The 22,107-nt window shown below is 74.6% G+C and carries 19 protein-coding genes; 6 read left to right on the top strand and 13 right to left on the bottom strand.

The window, feature by feature from the left end:
* Positions 1-53 precede the first annotated feature (53 nt).
* Positions 54-1,304 (bottom strand): MFS transporter, encoded by a 1,251-nt coding sequence (locus FHS88_RS01985; RefSeq protein WP_184480759.1) that lies wholly within the window; start codon positions 1,302-1,304, stop codon positions 54-56.
* A 58-nt stretch (positions 1,305-1,362) separates the two neighbouring features.
* Between FHS88_RS01985 and FHS88_RS01980 the strand changes: the two genes are divergently transcribed.
* The 3 genes from FHS88_RS01980 to FHS88_RS01970 are packed head-to-tail and all read left to right on the top strand — an operon-like array spanning position 1,363 to position 3,257.
* Complete coding sequence (locus FHS88_RS01980) at positions 1,363-2,196, top strand: helix-turn-helix domain-containing protein (protein WP_184480757.1); 834 nt, start codon at positions 1,363-1,365, stop codon at positions 2,194-2,196.
* 28 nt (positions 2,197-2,224) lie between these two features.
* Positions 2,225-2,947: an AzlC family ABC transporter permease gene (locus tag FHS88_RS01975; RefSeq protein WP_184480755.1), complete on the top strand. Its 723-nt coding sequence runs from the start codon at positions 2,225-2,227 to the stop codon at positions 2,945-2,947.
* Complete coding sequence (locus tag FHS88_RS01970) at positions 2,934-3,257, top strand: AzlD domain-containing protein (protein WP_184480753.1); 324 nt, start codon at positions 2,934-2,936, stop codon at positions 3,255-3,257. The genes FHS88_RS01975 and FHS88_RS01970 overlap by 14 nt, the downstream gene beginning before the upstream one ends.
* Positions 3,258-3,286: 29 nt before the next feature.
* On the opposite strand, the gene FHS88_RS01965 is transcribed toward FHS88_RS01970, so the two are convergent.
* Positions 3,287-3,898 (bottom strand): Maf family protein, encoded by a 612-nt coding sequence (locus FHS88_RS01965; protein ID WP_184480751.1) that lies wholly within the window; start codon positions 3,896-3,898, stop codon positions 3,287-3,289.
* Positions 3,895-4,794 carry a pyruvate, water dikinase regulatory protein gene (locus FHS88_RS01960; RefSeq protein WP_184480749.1) on the bottom strand — a complete coding sequence of 300 codons (900 nt, stop codon included), beginning with the start codon at positions 4,792-4,794 and terminating at the stop codon, positions 3,895-3,897. The genes FHS88_RS01965 and FHS88_RS01960 overlap by 4 nt, the downstream gene beginning before the upstream one ends.
* A 299-nt stretch (positions 4,795-5,093) precedes the next feature.
* Between FHS88_RS01960 and hemE the strand changes: the two genes are divergently transcribed.
* Positions 5,094-6,152, top strand: a complete 1,059-nt coding sequence (gene hemE, locus FHS88_RS01955) for a uroporphyrinogen decarboxylase (RefSeq protein ID WP_184480747.1) — start codon at positions 5,094-5,096, stop codon at positions 6,150-6,152.
* Here the strand turns inward: hemE and dnaQ are convergent, their stop codons facing one another.
* From dnaQ to FHS88_RS01930, 5 genes are all read right to left on the bottom strand, one after another.
* Positions 6,153-6,854, bottom strand: a complete 702-nt coding sequence (gene dnaQ / locus FHS88_RS01950; protein WP_184480745.1) for a DNA polymerase III subunit epsilon — start codon at positions 6,852-6,854, stop codon at positions 6,153-6,155.
* Between the two features lie 9 nt (positions 6,855-6,863).
* On the bottom strand, positions 6,864-7,472 hold the full coding sequence (gene coaE, locus FHS88_RS01945) for a dephospho-CoA kinase (protein ID WP_184480743.1): 609 nt from the start codon (positions 7,470-7,472) through the stop codon (positions 6,864-6,866).
* Complete coding sequence (locus FHS88_RS01940) at positions 7,469-8,308, bottom strand: shikimate dehydrogenase (RefSeq protein WP_456306769.1); 840 nt, start codon at positions 8,306-8,308, stop codon at positions 7,469-7,471. The genes coaE and FHS88_RS01940 overlap by 4 nt, the downstream gene beginning before the upstream one ends.
* A gap of 107 nt (positions 8,309-8,415) precedes the next feature.
* Complete coding sequence (locus FHS88_RS01935; RefSeq protein ID WP_184480741.1) at positions 8,416-9,186, bottom strand: GNAT family N-acetyltransferase; 771 nt, start codon at positions 9,184-9,186, stop codon at positions 8,416-8,418.
* On the bottom strand, positions 9,183-10,145 hold the full coding sequence (locus FHS88_RS01930) for a tripartite tricarboxylate transporter substrate binding protein (protein ID WP_184480739.1): 963 nt from the start codon (positions 10,143-10,145) through the stop codon (positions 9,183-9,185). Before FHS88_RS01930 ends, FHS88_RS01935 begins: the two co-directional genes overlap by 4 nt.
* Before the next feature lie 142 nt (positions 10,146-10,287).
* Between FHS88_RS01930 and murJ the strand changes: the two genes are divergently transcribed.
* Together murJ and FHS88_RS01920 are read left to right on the top strand one after the other, a co-directional pair.
* Positions 10,288-11,841: a murein biosynthesis integral membrane protein MurJ gene (gene murJ / locus FHS88_RS01925; protein ID WP_184480737.1), complete on the top strand. Its 1,554-nt coding sequence runs from the start codon at positions 10,288-10,290 to the stop codon at positions 11,839-11,841.
* Positions 11,842-12,235: 394 nt separating this feature from the next.
* Positions 12,236-13,165: a Hint domain-containing protein gene (locus tag FHS88_RS01920; RefSeq protein WP_184480735.1), complete on the top strand. Its 930-nt coding sequence runs from the start codon at positions 12,236-12,238 to the stop codon at positions 13,163-13,165.
* Between the two features lie 12 nt (positions 13,166-13,177).
* On the opposite strand, the gene FHS88_RS01915 is transcribed toward FHS88_RS01920, so the two are convergent.
* The 5 genes from FHS88_RS01915 to addA all read right to left on the bottom strand — a co-directional run bounded on the left by FHS88_RS01915 (position 13,178) and on the right by addA (position 22,101).
* On the bottom strand, positions 13,178-14,350 hold the full coding sequence (locus FHS88_RS01915) for a M20 aminoacylase family protein (protein WP_184480732.1): 1,173 nt from the start codon (positions 14,348-14,350) through the stop codon (positions 13,178-13,180).
* Between the two features lie 102 nt (positions 14,351-14,452).
* Positions 14,453-15,784: an aspartate aminotransferase family protein gene (locus FHS88_RS01910; RefSeq protein ID WP_211842575.1), complete on the bottom strand. Its 1,332-nt coding sequence runs from the start codon at positions 15,782-15,784 to the stop codon at positions 14,453-14,455.
* A gap of 36 nt (positions 15,785-15,820) precedes the next feature.
* Entirely contained in the window at positions 15,821-17,071 is a 1,251-nt protein-coding gene (locus tag FHS88_RS01905; protein WP_184480728.1) for a nucleoside transporter C-terminal domain-containing protein, read from the bottom strand.
* Positions 17,068-18,558: a DNA recombination protein RmuC gene (gene rmuC / locus FHS88_RS01900; protein WP_184480726.1), complete on the bottom strand. Its 1,491-nt coding sequence runs from the start codon at positions 18,556-18,558 to the stop codon at positions 17,068-17,070. The genes FHS88_RS01905 and rmuC overlap by 4 nt, the downstream gene beginning before the upstream one ends.
* Positions 18,559-18,612: 54 nt before the next feature.
* Positions 18,613-22,101, bottom strand: a complete 3,489-nt coding sequence (addA, locus tag FHS88_RS01895) for a double-strand break repair helicase AddA (RefSeq protein ID WP_184480724.1) — start codon at positions 22,099-22,101, stop codon at positions 18,613-18,615.
* Positions 22,102-22,107: the final 6 nt, after the last annotated feature.

Raw genomic sequence — 22,107 nt, 5'->3', positions numbered from 1 at the left:
CGCCGCATCACGACCGGCCGAAGCCGCCGTGCTTGCGACCGGGGCGCAGGGCATCACTCCGCCGGCTGCGCCAGCCCCGCCCGCTCGCGCGCGAATTCCGGCGCGCGGGCCCAGAGTTCGGGCTTCAGCTCCTCCTCGCGGTCGGGGAAGGCGAATGCGCAGACCAGCGTCACCATCGCCACCCCCGCCAGCACCACCATCGCGACCGCGAGCGAGCCCGTCGCCTCGTGCAGGAAGGCGATGAGCGGGGAGGCGATCGCCGCCCCCAGGAAGCCCACCGTGAAGCGGATCGAATAGAGCTTGGCCCGCAGCGCCGGCGCGACGTAGCGCGCCGTCATCGTCTCGTTCACCGTCACCTGGCCGAAGACGCAGGCCGCGACCAGCCCCGCCACCGGCAGCACCAGCCAGCCATCGAGGAAGGAGAGCGCGAGCATCCCCGGCACCACCGCGATGCCGAGCGGCATGAAGACGCGCTTCAGGGTGCGGGAATCGATCATCCGCCCCACCGTGTACTGCGTCGCCCCGCCGCAGATCGTCGCCAGGAAGGCCAGCAGCCCGACCACCGGCAGCAGGTCCGGGCTCCCGGCCAGCCGCTCCTCCATCAGCTTCGGGATCAGCAGCGTGTAGGCGTTGAACACGAGCCCCGAGACGGCGGCGATCGAGAGGAGGATGAACACCGCCCGCCGCACCAGCGCGCGCGGGATCTCCGGGAAGGGCCGCGCGCCGCCGCCCGCCTTCACCGCGTCGAAATCCGGCTCGCGCGCATAGAGCAGTCCGGTCAGGAAGCAGGCCACGCCGGGGATGATGAAGGCCCAGCGCCAGCCCAGGCTCGCGGCGATGAAGGCGGTGACGACCGGCGCCGTCGCCACCCCGATATTGCCGAAGACGCCGTTGATCCCCATGGCGCGGCCAACCCTCTCGCCCGCCGCCTCGACCAGCACGGCCGTGCCGATCGGGTGGTAGATCGCCGCGAAGCAGCCCATCAGCCCGAGCGCGATGCCGATGCCGAAGGGGCTGTCCATGAACCCCGCCGCCGCCATGAAGAAGCCCGTGCCGAGGAAGAAGGCCACCATCAGCGCCCGCCGGCCCAGCCGGTCCGCGAGCCATCCCATCGGCAGCGCGCCCAGACCGTAGGTGACGAACATGCCGGTCCCGAGGGCCAGGATCGGCCCGTAATCGGCCCCGAAGCGCTCGCGCTCCTGCGTGACCATGGCCAGCACGGCGGTCGCCAGGATCAGCAGGCAGTAGTGGGTGAAGGTATGGGCGGCGTTGATGAACACCACCTGGCGGGTCGCCGGTGTCATGGCAGGTCCTCTCGCGCGGGCTTCCGCCGCGCCGTGCCGTCAGGCTAGCCTCGTCCGCATGGCGACGTCAGGCCAATCCCTGTCGGCGGACGGACAAAGCGGCGCGCCCCGCCGCGACATCCCGGCGGACCGGGTCAACCGGCCGCTCGCCGCCTTCGCGCGGGACTACCCGGAAGGCGAGGCGGTGCCGCGCCATTCGCACGAGCGCGCGCAGCTCCTCTACGCCACCGCCGGCATCATGCGCATCGCGACCGACGCCGAACGCTTCACCGTGCCGCCCGCGCGCGCGCTCTGGATGCCGGCCGGCATGCCGCATGCCGTCGCCATGCCGCGCGGCCTCGCCATGCGGGCGCTGTTCCTGCGCGCCGACGCGGCGAAGGACCTGCCCTCGCACCCGGCGGTGCTCTCCGTCTCGCCGCTCCTGCGCGAACTCATCCTCGCCGCCTGCGAGGAGCCGCTCGAATGGGACGAGCACGGCCGCGGCGGCCACATCGCGGCGCTGATCCTCGAGGAGATCGCCCGCGCGCCGCGCCTGCCGCTCGCCGTGCCGCAGCCGCGCGACCCGCGGCTCGCGCGCCTCGCCGCCGCGCTGGCCGCCGATCCCGCCAGCCCGCTGACGCTCGAGGACTGGGCGGCGCGCAGCGGCGCCAGCGCCCGCACGCTGCGCCGGCTGTTCCAGGCGGAGACCGGGATGGGCTTCGCCCGCTGGCGGCAGGCGCTGCGCCTTGCCGAGGCCGCGGCGCTGCTCGCCAGCGGCGCGCCGCCCGCCCGCGCCGCCGCCGCCGTCGGCTATGCGAGCGCCCCGGCCTTCGGCGCCGCCTTCCGCGCCGCCTTCGGCACCACGCCCGGGGCCGAGCGGATCGCCGGCGGCGGACGCTCCCCCGCCGCGTGAGCGGGGATGCGGCCGACGGCTTCCCGCCGTGCGTGAAGCGCCGCACCATGGCGCCGTGCCTTCAGCCTTCCTCCCCGGCCTGCGCGAGGCGCTCGGCGCCCCGGGCGTCGCCATGGCCGCGACCTTCCTCGCCTTCGGCGCGGCCGTGCAGGAGGCCGGGCTCTCCCCCGGCTGGGCGCTTCTCGCCTGCTGGGGGATCTACGGCATGCCGGGCCAGCTCGTGCTGGTGCAGGCGGCCGCCACAGGCTGGGCGGGTGGCGTCGGCGCGGCGGTGATGGGCGCGGTCGCGGTCAATGCCCGGTTCCTGCCGATGGCGGTCTCCATCACGCCGGTCCTCGGCGCGAACAGCCGCTGGCGGCTCCTGCCCGCCGTGCCCTTCATCGCCGTCACGCCCTGGGCGGCGGCGATGCGCGCCCTGCCCGCGGTGGCGCGGCCCGAGCGCGTGTCCTGGTTCCTCGGCTTCGGGCTGACCTCCTGGGTGGTGGCAGGGCTTGCGGCGCTGTCGGGCTACCACCTGGCCGGCGCCATGGGGGCGGAGGCGCGGGCGGCGCTGCTCTTCGTCAACCCGCTCTACTACGCCCTGCTGCTCGCGGCCGATCTCGACCGGCCGGCGCCGCGGCGCGCGGTGCTGTGCGGGGCGGCGGCGGCCTCGCTCGCCCTGCTGCTGCCCGCGGCGACGGCCCTGCTGGCGGCGGGGCTGGTCGGCGGGACGCTGGCCTTCCTGCTGGGGCGGCGCCGTGGCGCCGGCTGACCTCGCGCTTGCGGCCACGGCGCTTGCCTGTCTCGCCCTGCGGCTCGCGGGCGTCTGGCTGGCCGGCGGGCTTTCCACCGAGCATCCGGCGATCGCCTGGGCGACCGCCGTGGCGCAGGCCACGCTCGCCGCCTTCGTCACCCTGGCGATCGTCGCGCCGGCCGGTGCGCTCGCGGAGGTGCCCCTGGCGGCGAGGCTGGCGGGGCTCGGCCTGGGGGTGGCCGTGTGCCTCGGCTTCGGCCGGCGCATGCTGCCCGCGCTGCTGGCCGGGCTGGCGGCGATGCTGCTGGTGCGGGCGCTGCTCGCCTGACCGCCCGGCAACGACGGACGCGCCCGCCCTCAGCCCCCCAGCACCCCGTGCTGGCGCAGGAAGCCGAGCAGCGGCAGCAGCGGCAGGCCCAGGATCGCCGCATGCTCCCCCTGCACCGAGGCGAAGAGCTGCACGCCAGGCCCCTCCAGCCGGTAGGCGCCGACCGAGGCGGTCACGCGTTCGCCCTCGGCGGCCAGGTAGGCGTCGAGGAACGCGTCTGAGAAATCGCGCATCACGAGGCGCGGCACCGCCACATGCTGCCAGATCCGCCCGCCCTGGCGATGGCAGACCACCGCCGTGACCAGCTCGTGCCGCCGCCCGCGCAGCGCGAGGAGTTGCGCGCGCGCCGCCGCGAGGTCGGCCGGCTTGTCGAACCAGCGCCCCTCGCAGACCAGGAGCTGGTCGCAGCCGATCACCAGCGCATCCGGGTCGCGCCGCGCGATGCGCTCCGCCTTGGCCTCGGCGAGCATGATGGCGGCATCGGCGGGTACGATGCCCTCCGCCTGGGCCGCTTCCTTGATCGCCGCCTCGTCCACCGCCGCGGCCTGCGCCTCGAAGCGCAGGCCGGCGGATGCGAGCAGGGCGCGGCGCGTCGCGGAGGCCGAGGCCAGCACCAGCCGCGGCGTCGCGGCCTGGATCACGCGCCCTCCGGCCGGCCGAGCACCGCGGCGGCTGGGTCCTCCGGGGCGGTCGCCACCGCGCCGTCCTTGCGGCGCGCGTGCCAGGCCTCCATGAGCTGCAGCACGGTCGCCGCCGTCTCCTCGATGCTGCGGCGAGTCACGTCGATCACCGGCCAGCCGCGCGATGTGCAGAGCCGCCGCGCGGCGATGATCTCCGCCTTCACCGCCTCGGGGTCGATGTAGTCCGTCGCGTCCTGCCGCACACCGCCGGCGCCGATGATGCGCAGGCGGTGGCGGCGGATCTCGATCAGCGCATTCACCTCGATATGCAGCCCCACCACCGGGCAGGGCGGTTCCTCCAGCGCGGCGGGCAGCGGCGCGCCCGGCACGATCGGCACATTGGCCGCCTTGATGCCCCGGTTCGCTAGGTAGAAGCAGGTCGGCGTCTTGCTGCTGCGCGAGACGCCGACCAGCACGACATCGGCATTGCGGATGCCCGCGGTGCCCTGCCCGTCATCGTGCGAGAGCACATAGTGCATCGCGTCGATACGGCGGAAATAGTCGGCGTCCATCACATGCTGCGCGGCGCGCTTCTCCTTCGCGCGCGCGCCGAGCGTGCCCTGCAGCAGCTCCATCACCGGGTCGAGCGGGGAGAGGCAGGGCAGGCCGAGCCGGCCGCAGGCCTCCTCGAGCGCCAGGCGCAGGCTGGAATCCGCCACGGTGTAGAGCACCGGGCCGGGCTCGTGCTCGATGCCTTCCAGCACGCGGTCGAGCTGCAGGCGGGAGCGGACCAGCGACCAGCGGTGATGGACGACATGCTGGTCGTCGAAGCGCGCGAGCGTGGCGCGGGCGATGGAGTTCAGCGTCTCCCCCGTGGAGTCGGAGACGAGGTGGAGGTTGATCTGTCGCGCGGGCATCGGCGGGAGAATAGCGTGGATCCTTGTGGATGACGTGGATGGAATCGCGCCTCGCCGCCGGCCTCCGTGCAGGCCGTGGACAAGCCCGGGGCCGCGCGCCTCCGTGGATGCGACCGGCGGCCTCCGTGCCCCGGATGCGGAAATCCGCGCGGAGCCCGCAGCCTGCCTCGCGCCGCGGCCGGGGAATGCGGTGGACAGGGCTGTGGATGGCTGCGGGACGGGCTGCGTCCCCGTCATCCACAGCCACCCATCACCATCCCTGCCTTTCTTCAATCCCCTTTATCTGCGTAGTTTGGTGCATGGACAGCGAACGACCCGCGGCGCCGGCCAAGCCGCTGCTGCGCGCCCTTTCGGGAGAGGCCGTGTGGCCGCCGCCCGCATGGCTGATGCGCCAGGCAGGACGCTACCTGCCCGAATACCGGGAACTGCGCGCCCAGGCGGGCGATTTCGTCACCCTCTGCATCACGCCCGCACTCGCCGCAGAGGTCACGCTGCAGCCGATCCGCCGCTACGGGATGGAGGCGGCGATCCTGTTCTCCGACATCCTGATGGTGCCCTGGGCGCTCGGCCAGCCGCTCCGCTTCGCGGAAGGCGAGGGGCCGCTGCTCGAGCCGTTGCGCGATGCCGAGGCGATCGCGGCACTCGACCCCGCCGTGGTCGCGGCGCGCGCGGCGCCGATCATGGAGACGGTCGCGCGGGTGCGCGCGGGGCTTGCGGCCGAGGCGCCGCGCACCACGCTGATCGGCTTCGCCGGCGGGTGCTTCACCGTCGCCTGCTACATGCTCGAAGGGCGCGGCTCGAAGGAGTTCGCGGCGGCGCGCGGCCTCGCCTATGCCGACCCGGCGCTGTTCGGCCGCCTCATCCGCACGCTGCAGGAAGCGACGGTCGAATACCTGGTCGCGCAGGTCGAGGCCGGGGCCGAGGCGCTGATGATCTTCGATTCCTGGGCCGGCATGCTCTCCCCCGGGCAGTTCCGGCGCTGGGTGATCGAGCCCACCGCTTCCATCACGCGCGCGCTCCGGCGCCGCTGCCCCGGCGTGCCGCTGATCGGCTTCCCGCGCCTCGCGGGCCCGCTGCTGGCCGACTACGCCGCACGCGCAGGCGTGGACGCGACCGCGATGGACACCGGGATGGACCCGCGCTGGGCCGCGCAGGCGGTGCCGGCAGGCATGGCGCTGCAGGGCAATCTCGATCCGCTGGCGCTGGTGGCCGGCGGCGCGGCGCTGGAGGCGGAGACGCGCTCCATCCTCGCGGCGATGCGCGGGCGGCCCTACGTGTTCAACCTCGGCCACGGGATCGTGCCCCAGACCCCGCCCGAGCATGTCACGGCGCTGATGCGCATCCTGCGCAGCGCCTGATCACCCCTGTCCTTCCGCGAAGGGCGGCTTCAGCCACAGCGCGTCCTTGACCTTGGCGGCGAGGAAGGCGCGGTGCGCGGCGGCGCTCTCCTCGGGCACCGGGATGGGAAGCGGCGTCCATTCGACCGCCTCGCCCGCCGCGACCGCCGCGCCGCCGGCGGCCAGCGTGGCGGCGAGTTCGAAGCCCGGCTGCTTGCCGCCCATCAGTTCGAGATAGACCTGCGCGAGCAGCCGGCAGTCGAGAATGGCGTTGTGCGCGGTCCGCATGGAGTTGTCCACGCCGAGCCGCCGGCACAGCGCATCGAGGCTGTTCGGCATGCCCGGGTAGCGCTGCTTCGCGAGCGCGAGGCTGTCCACCATCCGCGCGCGGTCGAGCGGTGGCAGGCCGCAGCGCAGCAGCTCCGCGTCCAGGAAGCCGAAATCGAAGGGCGCGTTGTGCGCGATGATCGGTGCGTCGCCGAGGAAGGCGAGCAGGTCCTGCACGATCTCCGCGAAGCGCGGCTTGCCTTCGAGGTCGGCATTGGTGAAGCCGTGCACCCGCGTCGCCTCGGCCGGGATGTCGCGCTCAGGATGCACCAGCCGGTGGAAGGTCGCCCCCGTCGGCAGCAGGTTCACGAGCTCGACCGCCGCGACCTCGATGATGCGGTCCCCCTGCAAGGGGTCGAGGCCGGTGGTCTCCGTATCCAGGACGATCTGGCGCATGCGCCGACTCTACCCGCCCCGGCCCGGGGGTCCATCCCGCAGGCGGCTGACCAGCCGGCGGATCGCGGCCTGGGCGAAGTGGCGGCTGAGCCCGGTCGGGATCACGAAGTCCGCGAGGCGGCGCTTGCGCGCATCGGGCATCTGGCGGGCGCGGATGGAGGCGAGCCGCTCCTCCGTCATGCCCGGCCGGCGCAGCACGCGCAGGCGCTGCACCGCGACGGGCGCCGAAACGACGACGACGCGGTCCACCCGCGCCTGCCCGCCCGTCTCGAGCAGCAGCGGCACGTCCAGCACCGCGATGCGCGCGCCGGCGCGCCGGGCACGGGCGAGGAAGCGCCGCTCCTCGTCGCGGACCAGCGGATGCACGATGGCCTCGAGGCGTTTCAGCGCCGCCGGATCGCCCAGCACGGCGCGGCGCAGCGCCTCGCGGTCCACCCGGCCGTCGCGCAGCGTGCCGGGAAAGGCCGCGCCGATCGGCCCCACGGCGCGGCCGCCGCGGGCCTGCAGCCGGTGCACCGCGGCATCGGCATCGAAGACCGGGATGCGCATGCGCCTGAGGCTCGCCGTCGCGGTGGACTTGCCCATGCCGATCCCGCCGGTGAGGCCGAGCACGATCATCGCGGCGGGATGTCCGCGGCGACCACGGCGCGCAGCGCCTCATCCACCCGCGGCGCCGCGCCGAACCAGGCCTCGAAGCCCGGGCGCGCCTGGTGGAGCAGCATGCCGAACCCATCCACCGCGGCGAGGCCGCGCGCGCGCGCGGCGGCAAGGAGCGGCGTCTCCAGCGGCACATAGACGATGTCAGCCACCACGGCGCCGGCCGGAAGCGGCGCGAGGTCCAGCACCAGCGGCGGCTGGCCCTGCATGCCGAGGGAGGTGGTGTTCACCAGCAGCGCGGCATCGCGCATCGGCGGGGCGTCGGCCACGGCGATGGGCCCGCCGAGCTCCCGCGCCAGCGCCTCGGCGCGGTCGCGCGAGCGGTTGACCAGCGTCACGCGCGGGCAGCCGGCATCGAGCAGCGCCGCGGCGATGGCCCGCGCCGCGCCGCCGGCGCCGAGCACCACCGCCGGGCCCGCCCCGGGCCGCCAGCCCGACGCCTGCTCGCGCACGCTTTCCAGGAAGCCGAAGCCGTCGGTGTTCGAGCCCTCGATGCGGCCGTCGCGGAAGACGAGGGTGTTCACCGCGCCTGCCCGGCGCGCCGTGGCGTCCACCGCGTCGCACACGGCGAAGGCCGCCTGCTTGTGCGGGATGGTCACATTGGCGCCGCGGAAGCCGAGATCGGCCAGCGCCCGCACGGCGCCGGCGAAGCGGTCGGGATGGACCGGCAGCGGGAGATAGGCGCCGTCGAGGCCGAGGGTTTCGAGCCAATAGCCGTGCAGCCGCGGCGAGCGCGAATGCGAGACGGGCCAGCCGAGCACCCCGGCGAGGCGCGCATGGCCGCTGAGCAGCCTCATGCCGGCAGCCCCGCGCGGCACCAGGCTGCGGGATGCGGGAGGAAGATCGGTAGCGACGCCATCATGCGCGCAGCAAGCCCCGGCGGCGCGGCCAAGGCAAGGCGGGTTCAGCCGAAGCGCAGCGGCGCGATCCCGTCCTGCGGGCGCACGCGGTAGGCGTAGCGATACGCCTCCTCCATGCCGAGGCGCGCATTCAGCGTCCGGGAGGGGCCGTTGGCGACCGCCACCTGGCAGAAGAGCCATTCCGCCCCCCGCGCCTGCGCCCAGGCGGCCGCGGCCCCGATGGCGCGGGCCGCAAGCCCCCGCCGCCGTTGCTCCGGCCGCACCACGAGGTCGAAATAGCCCGCGACCGGCCCGGCGGCGACGACCGAGACCACGGCCACGGCCTCGGCCCCCTCGCGCAGCGTGATCCACGCGCCGGGCACGGCGAGGAGCGAAGGGGTGCCCTGCTTCTCCTGCCGCCGGGCGGGGCCCTGGTGCTCGGCGGTGGCGATCACGGCCATCCAGTCCGGGTCCGGGGCGCCCAGGACCTCGGCCGCCGGATCGGGACGGGCGAGGCGGGCGACGGGGGCGAGCAGCACCGCCGTCTCGTCCTTCGGCACATAGCCGCGCGCGCCGAGCAGCCCGGCAAGCCCCGGCGGGTCGAGCGGCGTCAGCCGGAAGCGCGGCGGCAGGCCGAGCGCGGCGTAATGCGCCTCGATGCGCGCCACGCGTTCGGCAAGGGCAGGATCCGGCGCGGGATCGAGCGAGGAGGCGGCATTGGCGCGGCCCGTGCCGCCGGCGAAGGCGCGCAGCACGAAGGGCCCGTCGAAGGCGATGCGCGACGCCGGCACGGCGGTCAGCGCCGCGCGTTCCAACGAGGCCACATCCGGCTTCATGGCAGCAGGCCGAGCCGGCCGATCAGCATCTCCTCCATGCGCGTGGATTCCGCGAGGAAGGCGGCATAGGCCGCGCTGTCGCGGTGGTCCTCGGCCATGTCGAAGCGCAGCATCAGCGCGCGCACGGCATCGCTGCGCAGCGCGGTGAGGAAGGCGTCGTGCAGCGTCGCGACGATCCCGCCCGCCATGCCCGGCGGGCCGACGATGCCGAAGGGCGCGGTGACGACCAGGCGGTAGCCGAGCTCGCGCAGAGTCGGCGCATCGGGCCAGCGGGCAAGGCGCTGGGCCGTCCAGACATGCATCCAGACGGCCTCCCCCGCGGTGACGGCCTCCCCGATCACGGCGGGGCCGGCCATCAGGTCGATGTCGCCGGCGAGCAGGGCGTTCACCCCATGCGTCGCGCCGCGGAAGGGGACATGGACGGCCTGCACGCCCTCGCGCAGCAGCAGCCGCGCCATGGTCAGGTGCCCGTTCGAGTTCTGCCCCGCCGAGCCGTAGGAGAGCGCGCCCGGCCTCTCCCGCGCCTCGGCCAGGAAGCCGGCCCAGCCGCCGGGGAAGCGGCCGGCCTTGGCGATGCAGCCGAAGGCGCTGCCGGCAAGGCCGATGATGGGCGTGGTGTCGCGCGCGGCGTCGAAGGGCAGGTTCTCGAGCAGGGCGGTGCGGATGGCCGCCGCCGGCAGCAGCGCGATCAGCCGCCCGTCGGGCGGCGCGGCGACCAGCCCGGCGATGGCGCGCACGCCGCGGCGGCCCGGCTTGTTCTCGACCCTGATCGGCTGGCCGAGGCGACGGGCCGCCTCGGCGGCGAGCAGCCCGATCACCTCGTCAATGCGCCCGCCCGCGGCATAGGGGAGGATGAGCGTCACCGGCCCCGGCAGCGGCGAGGCCGCGCGCGCGCGGCGCGGGAGGGCGGGCAGGGCGAGGGCGACGGCGAGGACCACCCGGCGCGCGATCCCCGGCATGTGGCGATGACCCCAGGAGACGAACGGCGAGCCTATAGCGCGGGATGCCGGGGCTCCGCCAGCGACCGCGCGTTGCATGCCACCCGCGCGGCGGGCGCCGGCCGCCTTGCTTCCGCCCCGAAGCGGGGGCACAGGGCAGGCCATGCTGCGATCCGTGCTGACCGTCGGCGGTTGGACCATGGCGAGCCGGATCCTCGGCTTCGCGCGCGACATGCTGATCGCCGCGCGGCTCGGCGCCGGGCCGGTCGCGGATGCCTTCTTCGTCGCGCTGAAACTGCCCAACCTGTTCCGCCGCCTGTTCGGGGAGGGCGCCTTCAACAGCGCCTTCGTGCCCGCCTTCGCCGGCGCGCTGGCGAAGGAGGGGCGCGCCGCGGCGCAGGACCTCGCGGAACGCATGGGTGCGCTGCTTGGCCTGTGGCTGGCGGTGCTGACCATCGCGGGCATGGTGTTCATGCCGCAGGTGCTGGGCCTGCTCGCGCCGGGCTTCCGCGCGGATGCGGGAAAATTCGCGCTGGCGGTGGAGCTGACGCGCATCACCTTCGGCTACCTGCCGCTGATCTGCCTGACGGCGCTGGTCTCGGGCGTGCTGAACGGGCTCGACCGATTCGCCGCCGCCGCCGCCGCGCCGGTCTTCTTCAACCTGCTGCTGATGGCAGCACTTGTGGGCCTCGCGCCCTACGTCGCGACACCTGGCCATGCGCTGGCCTGGGGCGTGCTGGCCTCGGGCTTCGTGCAGCTCGCGATGGTCTGGGTCGCGGCCCGGCAGGCGGGGATGGCGCTGAACCTCCTGCGCCCGCCGGCGCTGACTCCGGAGGTGCGGACCGTGCTGCGGCGCATGGGCCCGGGCGTGCTCGGGGCGGGCGTGACGCAGCTCAACCTGGCGGTGGACGTGATCATCGCCTCGCTGCTGCCCTCGGGCGCGGTGTCCTTCCTCTACTACGCGGACCGCGTGGCGCAGTTGCCGCTCGGCGTGGTCGGCGCGGCGCTCGGGACGGCGCTGCTGCCGCTGCTCTCCCGCCAGTTGCGCGGGGGGCAGAGCCTCTCGGCCCATCGCAGCATGAACCGCGGGCTGGAACTCGCGCTGCTGCTCGCCCTGCCCTGCGCGGCGGGGCTGGCGGCGGCGGCCGGGCCGATCATCGCCGCCCTGTTCCAGCGCGGCGCCTTCGGCGAGGCGGCGGCGGCGGCGAGCACGGCCGCGCTCATCGCCTATGCCTTCGGGCTGCCGGCCTTCATCCTCGTGAAGGTCTTCGCGCCCGGCTTCTTCGCGCGCGGGGACACGCGCACGCCGGTCAAGATCGGCATCGCGACGGTGGCGCTGAACCTCGCGCTGAACCTGATGCTGATGGGGCCGCTCGGGCATGTGGGCATCGCGCTGTCCACCTCGCTCGCGGCCTGGGCGAATGCGGGGCTGCTGGCATGGCTGCTGGCGCGGCGGCGGCTGTTCGTGGCGGACCGGCGGACACGGCGCGTGCTGCCGCGGCTGGTGGCGGCGAGCCTCGCCATGGGGCTGGGCGTGGCCGCGCTCGGCGCGCTGGCGCCCGCGGCGGAGGGAACGGGGGCGCGCGCCGCGCTCGCCGCGGGGCTGATCGCGGCGGGTGCGGCGGGGTATTTCGCCGCGGCGATGGCGCTGCGCGCCTTCGACCCGCGGGAGGTGCTGCGCATGATGCGGCGGCGGGGCGCGAACGCCGGGACGTGACGGCATCGTGCAACCGAGGGTAGCAATACGCCACCGGTTGGGGCTCCGCGCCGGGCGAAGGATGCCTGTCTGCCTGGCCTTGGAGCCCGGATTCCGGCGCGCGCCCATCCCGCACGGCCTGCGCGGATGCGCGATTCGCCGCGGGGGAGAGGGTGCCGGGGCGACTGCCCCATCCGTCGGATTGCAGCCGCAAGGCCTGCTGCAACCTGATTCGGCGAGCCGCGGAACTACGAAAAAGAGACTGGCCCGCCGCGAACGGGAATGGCATTCACGGCGGGGCAAGACAGGGGTGACACCCTGCGCATCGTCCGGCTGGGCTACCTCACGGCCGCCAGATCCGGCCCGCTGCGGCGACATGCATTGACAGGCGCTTCACCAGGAGACGACCGGACCCATGCCCACCCAGGTCATCACGATGAACAGCGTCACGCCGCAACCGCTGGAGATTCCCGGCGGTCAGGCGACCGTGACCTTCACCATCACCGGGAACTACACCGCGACCATCCAGATCCTCGCCACGCCGGTGGGCGGCGGCACGCCGGTGGTGGTGGGCGAGGTCACCGTCAGCCAGTCCAGTGGCAACGTGACCTACACGCGCGTGATCAACCTCGACACGTCCGACCTCGACCCCAACCTCGACTACAACTTCTCGGCTCTCGACCCGATCAACGGCGTGACCAGCGTCAACGTCGTCGGCCCGGTGGAGGTGATCTGCTTCGCCGCCGGCACCATGATCGCGACCGCGCGCGGCGAGGTGCCGGTGGAGTCCCTGCGCGTGGGCGACCTGGTGGTGGCGCGCCATGGCGGCGCGGCGTTGCAGCCCGTCATCTGGCTCGGGCACAGCCGCGTGGACATCTCCCGCCATCCGCGGCCCGAGCGCGTGGCGCCGGTGCGCATCCGCGCGGGCGCGCTGGCCGAGGGCGTGCCGGCGCGCGACCTGCGCGTCTCCCCCGACCACGGCATCCTGCTCGACGGGCATCTCGTGCCGGCCGGGCTGCTCGTGAACGGCAGCACCATCGTGCAGGAGACCTGGTGCCCGGAAGTCACCTACTGGCACGTGGAACTGCCCGCGCACGGGCTGGTCGTCTCCGACGGCGCGGTGACCGAATCCTATCTCGACAACGGCAACCGCCACCATTTCGACAACCACCCGGTCACCGCCATGGTGAAGGATTTCGGCACGCCGCAGGCCGATGCGCCCCGCGCGCGGGGCTGCCTGCCCGTGCTGCGCGAAGGCGCGCTGCTCGACCGCATCCGCGCGCGCCTCGGCGCGCGGGCGGCGGCGGTGATGGAACCCGGGGCGCCGGCGCTGCGCAGCGCCTGACGCCCCGCGCGCTCAGCCGCGCGGCAGTTCCTGTTCCGCCAGCCGCGCGAAGAGCGAGGCGCCGAGCGGGATCAGGTCGTCGTTGAAGTCGTAGCGCGGGTTGTGCAGCGAGACGGAATGCCGCCCGCCGTCGCCCTGGCCGATGCTGATGAAGCAGCCGGGCCGCGCGAGCAGCATGTAGGAGAAATCCTCCGCCCCCATGCGCGGCACCGGCTTGCGGTGCACCTTCGCCTCGCCCAGCACCGCCGCCGCCGCGAGCGCGGCGCGCTCGGTCTGTTCCGCATGGTTCACCGTGGGCGGGTAGCCGCGCTGGTAGGAGAGTTCCGCCTGCGCGCCATGCGCCTCGGCGGTGGCGCGCACCACCTCGTGCAGGCGGCGCTCGATCATGTCCTGCACCTCGGGGCGGAAGGTGCGGACGGTGCCGCGCAGCTCCGCGGTTTCGGGGATGACGTTGGAGGCTTCCCCCGCGTGGAACTGGCAGATGCTGACCACGGCGGTGTCGATCGGGTCCATCGAGCGCGAGACGATGGATTGCGCCGCGACGACGATATGCGCGCCGACGAGGACCGGGTCCACGCATTGCTGCGGGCGGGAGGCATGGCCGCCCTTGCCATGCACCGTGATGGTGATGCGGTCGGCGGCGGCGAGGGCGGGGCCGGCGAAGATGCGCGCCTCGCCCAGCGGCAGTTCGGGCGAGTTGTGCATCCCGTACACGGCATCGCAGGGGAAGCGGTCGAAGAGGCCCTCCTCGACCATCACGCGGCCGCCGCCGCCACCCTCCTCGGCGGGCTGGAAGATGAAGTTCACCGTGCCGTCGAAGTTGCGCGTCTCGGCGAGGTGGCGCGCCGCGCCGAGCAGCATGGTGGTGTGCCCGTCATGCCCGCAGGCGTGCATCTTGCCCGGCGTGGTGGAGCGGTGCGGCACGTCCGAGGTCTCGGTCATCGGCAGGCAGTCCATGTCGGCGCGGAAGCCGATGGAGCGCCCGGAAGTGCCGTTGCGCAGCACGCCGACCACGCCGGTGCCGGCGATTCCGCGATGGACCTCGATGCCCCAGGATTCGAGCATCCGCGCCACCAGCTCCGAGGTGCGGTGCTCCTCGAAGCCGAGTTCCGGATGGGCGTGGATGTCGCGGCGCGTGGCGGTCAGCTCGCCATGGAACTCGGCGATGCGGTTCAGGATGGGCAAGGCGTTCTTCCCTCGGGCGGTTGCGGGCGGCGCGGACCTTGGCGCCGCGCGCGGCATGGGTCCATGGGCGCAGGATGGATACCGATTATGGCGTGATCGGGGTCACGCGCCGGATACCGCCGCCTCCACCGCCGCGCCGAAGCGCTCGACGATCATGGCGATCTCCTCCGCGGTGCAGACATAGGGGGGCGCGAGGATGACGTGGTCGCCATGCCTGCCGTCGATCGTCCCGCCCATCGGGTAGCAGGCGAGGCCGCGCGCGAAGGCCTCCTTCTTCACCCGCTCGTTCACCGCGAGCGCGGGGTCGAAGGTGGCCTTGGAGGCGCGGTCCTTCACCAGTTCCACCGCCCAGAAAAGGCCGCGGCCGCGGATGTCGCCCACATGCGCGTGGTTGCCCAGGCGCTCGTGCAGCCCCTGCTCCAGCAGCGCGCCCATGGCCTTCACGTTGTCGAGAAGCTTCTCGTCGCGGATCACCTCCTGCACCGCGAGCGCCGCGGCGCAGGCGACGGGATGCGCCTGGTAGGTGTGGCCGTGCTTGAAGGTGCCCGAGCCCCTGGTCAGCGCCTCGATCACGCGGCCATGGACGAGGATGCCGCCGATCGGCTGGTAGCCGCCGCCGAGGCCCTTGGCGATCACCTGGATGTCGGGGCTGATGCCCTCCTGCTCCCAGGCGTGCAGCGTGCCGGAGCGGCCCATGCCGGACATCACCTCGTCCAGGATCAGCAGCGCGCCGTGGCGGTCGCAGATCTCGCGCACCGCGCGGAAATAGCCCGGCACGGCCGTGACGCAGCCGAGCGTGGCGCCGACGATCGTCTCGGCGCAGAAGGCGATGACATTGCCGGGCCCGAGGCGCTGGAACTCGGCCTCGAGCTCCGCGGCGAGGCGCGCGACGTAGTCGGCGTCGCTCTCCCCATCGCGCCGGTCGCGATAGGCGTAGCAGGGCGAGACATGACTGAAGGCGTCCGAGAGGATCGGCGCATAGGGCGCGCGGCGCATGGCATTGCCGCCGGCGGCCAGCGCGCCGAGCGTGTTGCCGTGGTAGGACTGCCGCCGCGCGATGAACTTCGTCCGCTGCGGCTGGCCGCTCTCGATCGCCCATTGCCGGGCGATCTTCAGCGCGGCCTCCATCCCTTCGGAACCGGAGGAGACGAAATAGGCGTGCGTCAGCCCGCCCGGCGCGTGGCCGACCAGCATGTCGGCGAGGCGCTCGGCGCTCTCGGCGGTGAACAGCGCGGTATGGGCGTAGCAGAGCCGCTCGATCTGCGCCTTCATCGCCGCGACCACATGCGGGTGGCCGTGGCCGAGGCAGGCCACCGCCGCGCCGCCCGAGCCGTCGATCACCTCATGCCCCGAGGCGTCGCGCAGCCAGATCCCCCGCCCGGAGGCGGCGACGGGTGGCGCTTCGCGCAGGTTGCGGTGGACGATGTGGGTCATGGGACGGCTCCTTCGCCCCGCCATCCTGCCCCGGCTTCAGGGCGGCGTCAGCACCCCCACCACCGCGCCCGTCATGCAGCAGGCGATGGTGCCCGAGACCAGTGCCGGCAGGCCGAGCCGCACGATGTCGTGCCGCCGCTCCGGGCACATCGCCGTCATGCCGCCCACCATGATCCCGACCGAGCCGAGATTGGTGAAGCCGCACAGCGCATAGGTGAGGATCAGGCGCGAGCGGTCCGACAGCCCCGCCCCGCCCGAGCGCGCGAGGTCGAGATAGGAGACGAACTCGTTCACCACCATCTTCACGCCGAGCGAGGCGCCAACCGTCGCGGCCTCGGCCGCCGGCACGCCCATCGCCCAGGCCACCGGCCACAAGGCCCAGCCCATGACCTTCTGGAGAGTGAGGCCGGTCAGCGGCTCCAGCGCGAGGTTCACCAGCGCGACGATGGCGACGAAGACGATCAGCGAGGCCATGATGCCGAGCAGCAGGCCGAGCCCGTCCTGCGTGCCGCGCACCAGCGCGTCCATCGAGGAATCGTAGAGGCCGGTCGGGATGCCCTCCTCGCCCTCGGTCGCGGCCTCGCCGGGCGCGGGCGGGATCATCAGCAGCGCCGCGAGGATCGCCGCCGGCGCCGAGACCAGGGAGGCCGTCAGCAGCTGCCCCGCCGCATCCGGCACCACCGGGGCGATGACCAGCGCGTAGACCACGAGCGTGTTGCCGGAGATGGTCGCGAGCCCCGCCGTCATCACCACGAACAGCTCCGATCGCGTCAGCCGCGCGAGCCAGGCGCGGATCATCAGCGGCGCCTCGACCATGCCGACGAAGACATTCGCCGCCACGCCGAAGCCCGTCGCGCCGCCGAGGCCGAGCAGCGCGCGCAGCAGCCGCGCCATGCCGCGCACGATCGCCGGCAGCACGCCCCAGTGGTAGAGCACGGCCGAGAGCGCGCCGACCACGAGGACCAGCGGCAGCGCCTGGAAGAACAGGATGAAGGAGGCGCCGGGGAAGGGCTCCTCGAACGGCAGCGGCGCGCCGCCGAGATAGCCGAAGACGAGCGCGGTGCCGGCCTTGGTCGCGGTGGCGAGCGCGTTGACGCCGTCGCCGATCAGCGCGAAGGCGGCGCGCAGCGGCGGGATGTTGAGCAGCGCCGCGGCCAGCCCCAGTTGCAACGCCAGCGCGGTGGCGATCACGCGCGGCGCGACGCCGCGCCGGAAGCCGCCGAGCGCCCAGGCCAGCGCGGGCAGCAGCAGCAAGCCGGCGGCGGATTGCAGCTGCAGCGCGCTCACGATTCGTCGCCTTCGCCGAGGCTCTCCTCCGCCTCGGCCTCGATCTCCAGCAGCGCGGCGGCGCGCGGGCCGTCCAGCGCGTCCACGCCGCGCAGCTTGCGCGCCACGGCGCGGGTGCGGACCTGCGCCGCATCGAGGGTGTTGCCCACCGCCGTCACCTGCTTGCGCAGCCGCGCCAGCACCTCGTCCATCTTCGCCATCTCGGCCTTGGTGGCGCCGAGGAGTTCGCGCACGAGATCAGCCTTCTCGCCGAGCGCGATGGTGACATGCCCCATCTGGATGGTGCGCAGCATGGCCGGCAGCAGCGAGGGGCCGAGCACCATCACCCGGTTCACCCGGCCGATCTCCTCGATCGCGCCGGGGATGCGCGCGATCTCGGCATAGAGCCCCTCGGTCGGCAGGTAGAGCACGGCGAACTCCACCGTCAGCGGCGGGCGGATGTATTTGGCGGCGATCTTCGCCGCCTCGGCGCGGACGCGCTGTTCCAGGGCGCGGCGGGCGGCGCGCTCCGCCTCGACATCGCCGGCCTCGGAGGCGATGACGAGGCGGTCCCAGTCCTCGGTCGGGAACTTCGCGTCCACGGCGAGGAACACCTCGCGCCCGCGCTCGTTCGGCATGCGGATGGCGAATTCCACCGCCTCGGCCGTGTCCTCGGAGAGCTTCTTGTTCGTCTCGTAGGAGCCGGGCGGCAGGATGTCATCGAGCAGCGCGCGCACCTGCGCCTCGCCCCAGCCGCCGCGCGTCTTGACGTTGGAGAAGAGCCGCTTCACGTCGCCGATGCCGGCCGCGACCACCTGCACGTCCGTCATCGCCTTCAGCACCTGCGCGAACTGGTCGGAGACGCGCGCGAAGCTCTCGTTCATCTGCTTCTCGACCGCGCTGCGGAGCTGCTCGTTCACCGTCTTCTGGATCTCGCCGAGTTTCGCCTCGTTGCCCTCGCGCAGCTCGCGCAGCTTCGCGTCCATCAGGTCGCGGCCGCGGGCGTTCTCGGCGGTGAGCGTCTCCTGCAGCCGCGCGAGGCCCTCGGTCAGCGCGAGGCGGATCTCCCCGATGCCCTGCGTCACGTCGCGGCGCAGCAGGGCGGTGTCGTCCTTGTGCTCGGAGAGCGCCTTGACCACCGCCGCGCGCTGCTCGGCCAGCGCCTCGCGCCCGGCCTTCGCGTCGGCGGCGAGCCGGTCGGTCAGCGCGGCCTCGAGGGCGGCGATGCGGTCGGCGATGCGGCCGATGCCCTCGCCCAGCGCCCGGGTCTGGTCGAGCGCCCCGGCGGCCACGCGCTCGCCGATCGCCTGCGCCTCGCGCGCGAGGCCGCGCTCGAACTCCGCGGGCAGGGCGGCGACGCGCTCCCCCTGGCGGTCGAGTGCCGCCTGCAGGTCGGTCAGGCGCTGGGCCAGCACCGGGTCGGTCGGCGGGCGGCGCAGCAGCAGCGCGAGTTGCAGCACGGCGACGAGCGCGAGCGCGCCAAGGATCGCAAGGCCTTCCGGCGCCATTCCCCTTCCCCCGAATCCCGGTCGCGCCAGTCTCGCACCCCGCCCGCCGCGCCGCTACGGCGCGTGGGCGTCGAGCAGCGCGTCGGGCAGCGCCATCACCCGCGCCCCATGGGTCCAGACCAGCGCGCATGCGACCGGGCGGCCGGGGAAGGCGGCGCGCAGCAGGGCGCGATAGGCCGCCATCTGCCGCAGGTAGAGCGGCGCGACCGCCCCGGGCTCGCGCGGCGGCGGGCGGTTGGTCTTGTAGTCCAGCACCAGCACGCGGTCGGGCGCGACCAGCAGCCGGTCCACCTGCCCCGCGATCAGCCTGCCACCCACCCGGCCTGCGAGCGGCGCTTCCGCGAGGCTGCCCGGGCCGAGGGCGGCGGCGAGCAGCGGCTCGGCCAGCAGCGCCATCACCTCGGCCAGCACCTCCGCCTGTTCCGCCTCCTCCAGCCCGTGCCCCGGGCGGGCGAGGAAGCGGCGGGCCATCGCCTCGCGCTGCGCGGGCGGGTGCTCGGGCAGGTGCTGCAGCAGCGCATGGACCAGCCGGCCGCGGCGGAAGCGCAGCCCGCGCGGGTCGTCCGAGGGACGCGGCGGGGCGGCGGGCGTCTCCTCCTCCCCTGGCAGGGCGGAGGGCGCGACGGCGCCGGCGGGCGCCTCGGGCGGGGCGGGGCGGCGCGCCCAGCCGGGCAGGGCGGCGGCGCCGGCGCGGGCGCGGGGCGGATCCTCGCCACGGGGCGGCACCTGCTGCGGGCAGGCGAGGCGGCGCAGCACCCCCCCGGCCGGCACGCCATCGGCGGGCGCGCCGAAGGCGGCGGGGTCGAAGGGCGCCTCCTCCACGCCCGGGAGGCGGCCGAAGCCGGCCTCGACCAGGCGGTACCAGGCGCCGTCCGGCACCTCCTTCGCGCCCTTCCAGCCGCAGACGATCAGCCGGTCCTCGGCGCGGGTCAGCGCGACATAGAGCAGGCGGTGGCGCTCCTTTGCGTCCGCCTCCTGGTCCGCCGCGCGGCGGGCGGTGAAGGCGCTGGCGGCGAAGCCCTCCTGCCGCGGCGCCCAGGCGGGGATGTCCTCTGCCAGCCAGCGCAGCGCGGTCCGGTCGGGCGGCTCGGCGGTGGTGTCGGGCAGGATGACGATGGGCGCCTGCAGCCCCTTCGCGCCATGCACCGTCATGATGCGCACGGCATCCCCCGCCCCTTCGGATTCGCGCTTCACCTCCGCCTCACCCTGGCGCAGGGCATGCACGAAGCCCTGCAGGGAGGGCGGATGGGCGCGTTCATGCGCGAGCGCGGCCTCGAGGAACTCGTCCAGCGGATCGGCCGCGTCGGGGCCGAGCCGGGCGAGCATCCTCGCCCGCCCCGCCCGCGCATCGAGCGGCCCCGGCCCGCCCAGCACGGCCGCGAAGAGGGCATGCGGGCTCACGCGGTCGGCGAGCTCCATCCGCGCCGCGAGCCAGTCCGCCACGCGCCCGAAGCGGGAATCCGCCCCGCGATGCGCGGCGAGGGCGGCCCAGAGCGGGCCCGCCCGGGGCGGCGCGAGCGCGATCAGGTCGTCGTCGTCGAGCCCGATGAGCGGCGACTTCAGCAGCGCGGCGAGGGCGAGGTCGTCCTCGGGCAGCAGCAGCACCTCGGCGAGCGCGAGCATGTCCTGCACCGCGATCTGCTCGGCCAGCACCATGCGGTCCACGCCGCCCACCGGCACGTCGCGGTCCTTCAGCTCGCGCACCAGGGCGGCCATGAAGCCGCCGCGCGCGCGGGCGCGCACCAGCACGAGGATGTCGCCCGGCCGCACGCGCCGGCCGGCGGGCTGCTCGGCCTCGCGCCCCTTCTCGACGCGGGCGGGCAGCGTCTCGTGGTCGAGCATGTGGCGGATGCGCGCGGCGAGCAGGGCGGCGAGGCGCTGCGGCGCGCCGGTCGCGGCCTCGGGGCGCGCGGGCGGCGCCCAGGGCGGCGGCTCGGCGGCGTCCTCGGCCGCGAGCAGCGGCCAGATCTCGACCGCCCCGGCATGGCCGGCGCGGTCGGCGTAGTGGCGCAGGCTCGCCCCCGGCGCGACCACGCCCTCGCGCGCCGCGCCCTCGGCGAAGACCGCATCCACCAGCGCGAGCACCGGCGCGGTCGAGCGGAAGGAGACGTCGAGCGTGACCGCGCGGAACTCCTGCCCGGCGGCGGGCACGGCGGCGGCGTAGTGGCTGCGCTCCCGCGCGAAGCCGTCCGGGTCCGCGCCCTGGAAGCGGTAGATGGACTGCTTCTCGTCGCCCACGGCGAAGATGGTGCGCCCGGCCTCGCGCGCGCCGGTCCCGGCGAAGAACTCGCCGGTCAGCGCGCGCACGATGCCCCACTGGTCAGGGTTGGAATCCTGCGCCTCGTCCAGCAGCACGTGGTCGAGCCCGCCATCGAGCTTGAACAGCACCCAGGCGCTGCCGGGGTCCTCCAGCAGCCGCTCGGCGCCGCGGATCAGGTCGTCGTAGTCGAGCATCCCGGCGCGGCGCTTCGCATCGTCGTAGCGGCGCAGCACGGGCGCGCCGATGGCCAGCAGCGCCATGGTGGCGGCGAGCAGGCGCGTGGCGGCGCGGGCCTCCTCGGCCTCGGCCACGCGCGCGGCCTCGGCGGCCAGGATCTCCTGGATGCAGCCCTGCTCGGCCCCCGCCTGCCTGGTCGCGAACTGCTTGCGCGGGGTGTTGGCGTTGGTCAGCAGCAGGCCGCGCCAGTCCTCCCAATGCGTGGCGCGGCCGGCAAGGTCGCGGGCGAGCCAGGCGGCGATCGCCTCCCCGCGTGCGCGGTCATTGGCGTTGCCGGACAGGCGGAGCAGCGCGCCCGCGCGGGCGAGCGGCCCGTCATCGGTCGCGCAGGCGGCGCGCAGCACCGCCTCCTCGCTCGTCTGGCCCGGCGCGAGGCCGAGGGCGCGGCCGAGCGCGGGGGCGAGCCCGGCCAGCCCCTGCCGCCCCTCCACCGCGCGCAGCAGCCGGCCGCGCTCCTGCGCCAGCGTGCCGAGCACCTCGGCGAAGCGGCTGGGCGGCACCAGCCGCGCGAGATGCGCGAGTGCCGCACCATCCGGGGCGGCGGCCAGCACCGCCTCGCGCTCGCGCGCCAGCATCGCGCGCGCCTCCCGCTCCTCGACCACGGCGAAATGCGGGGCGAGGCCCGCTTCCAGCGGGAAGGCTCGCAGCAGGGATTGCGCGAAGGCGTGGATGGTGGAGATCCGCATCCCGCCCGGCTGCTCCAGCACGCGGGCGAAGAGGGCGCGGGCGGCGGCGATCTCCTCGGGCCCCGGCACGCGGCCGGTCAGCGCGGCGAGCGTGGCGGAGAGCGCCTGCCCATCCGCCGTGGCCCAGGCGCCGAGGGCGCGGGCGAGGCGCGTCGCCATCTCCGCCGCCGCCGCCTTGGTGAAGGTCAGGCACAGGATGCGCCCGGGCTCCACGCCCGCCAGCAGCAGGCGCAGCACGCGGTCGGTCAGCAGCTTGGTCTTGCCCGAGCCGGCCGAGGCCTCCACCCAGGCGGAGGCGGCCGGGTCCGAGGCGCGCGCCTGCGCGGCCTCGGCGCGCGCGCGGGGCGTGGCCGCGCTCATGCCGTC

This window comes from Neoroseomonas alkaliterrae (assembly GCF_014199195.1).
Taxonomy (GTDB): Bacteria; Pseudomonadota; Alphaproteobacteria; order Acetobacterales; family Acetobacteraceae; genus Neoroseomonas; species Neoroseomonas alkaliterrae.
This window is presented reverse-complemented; position numbering and strand designations above follow the sequence as displayed.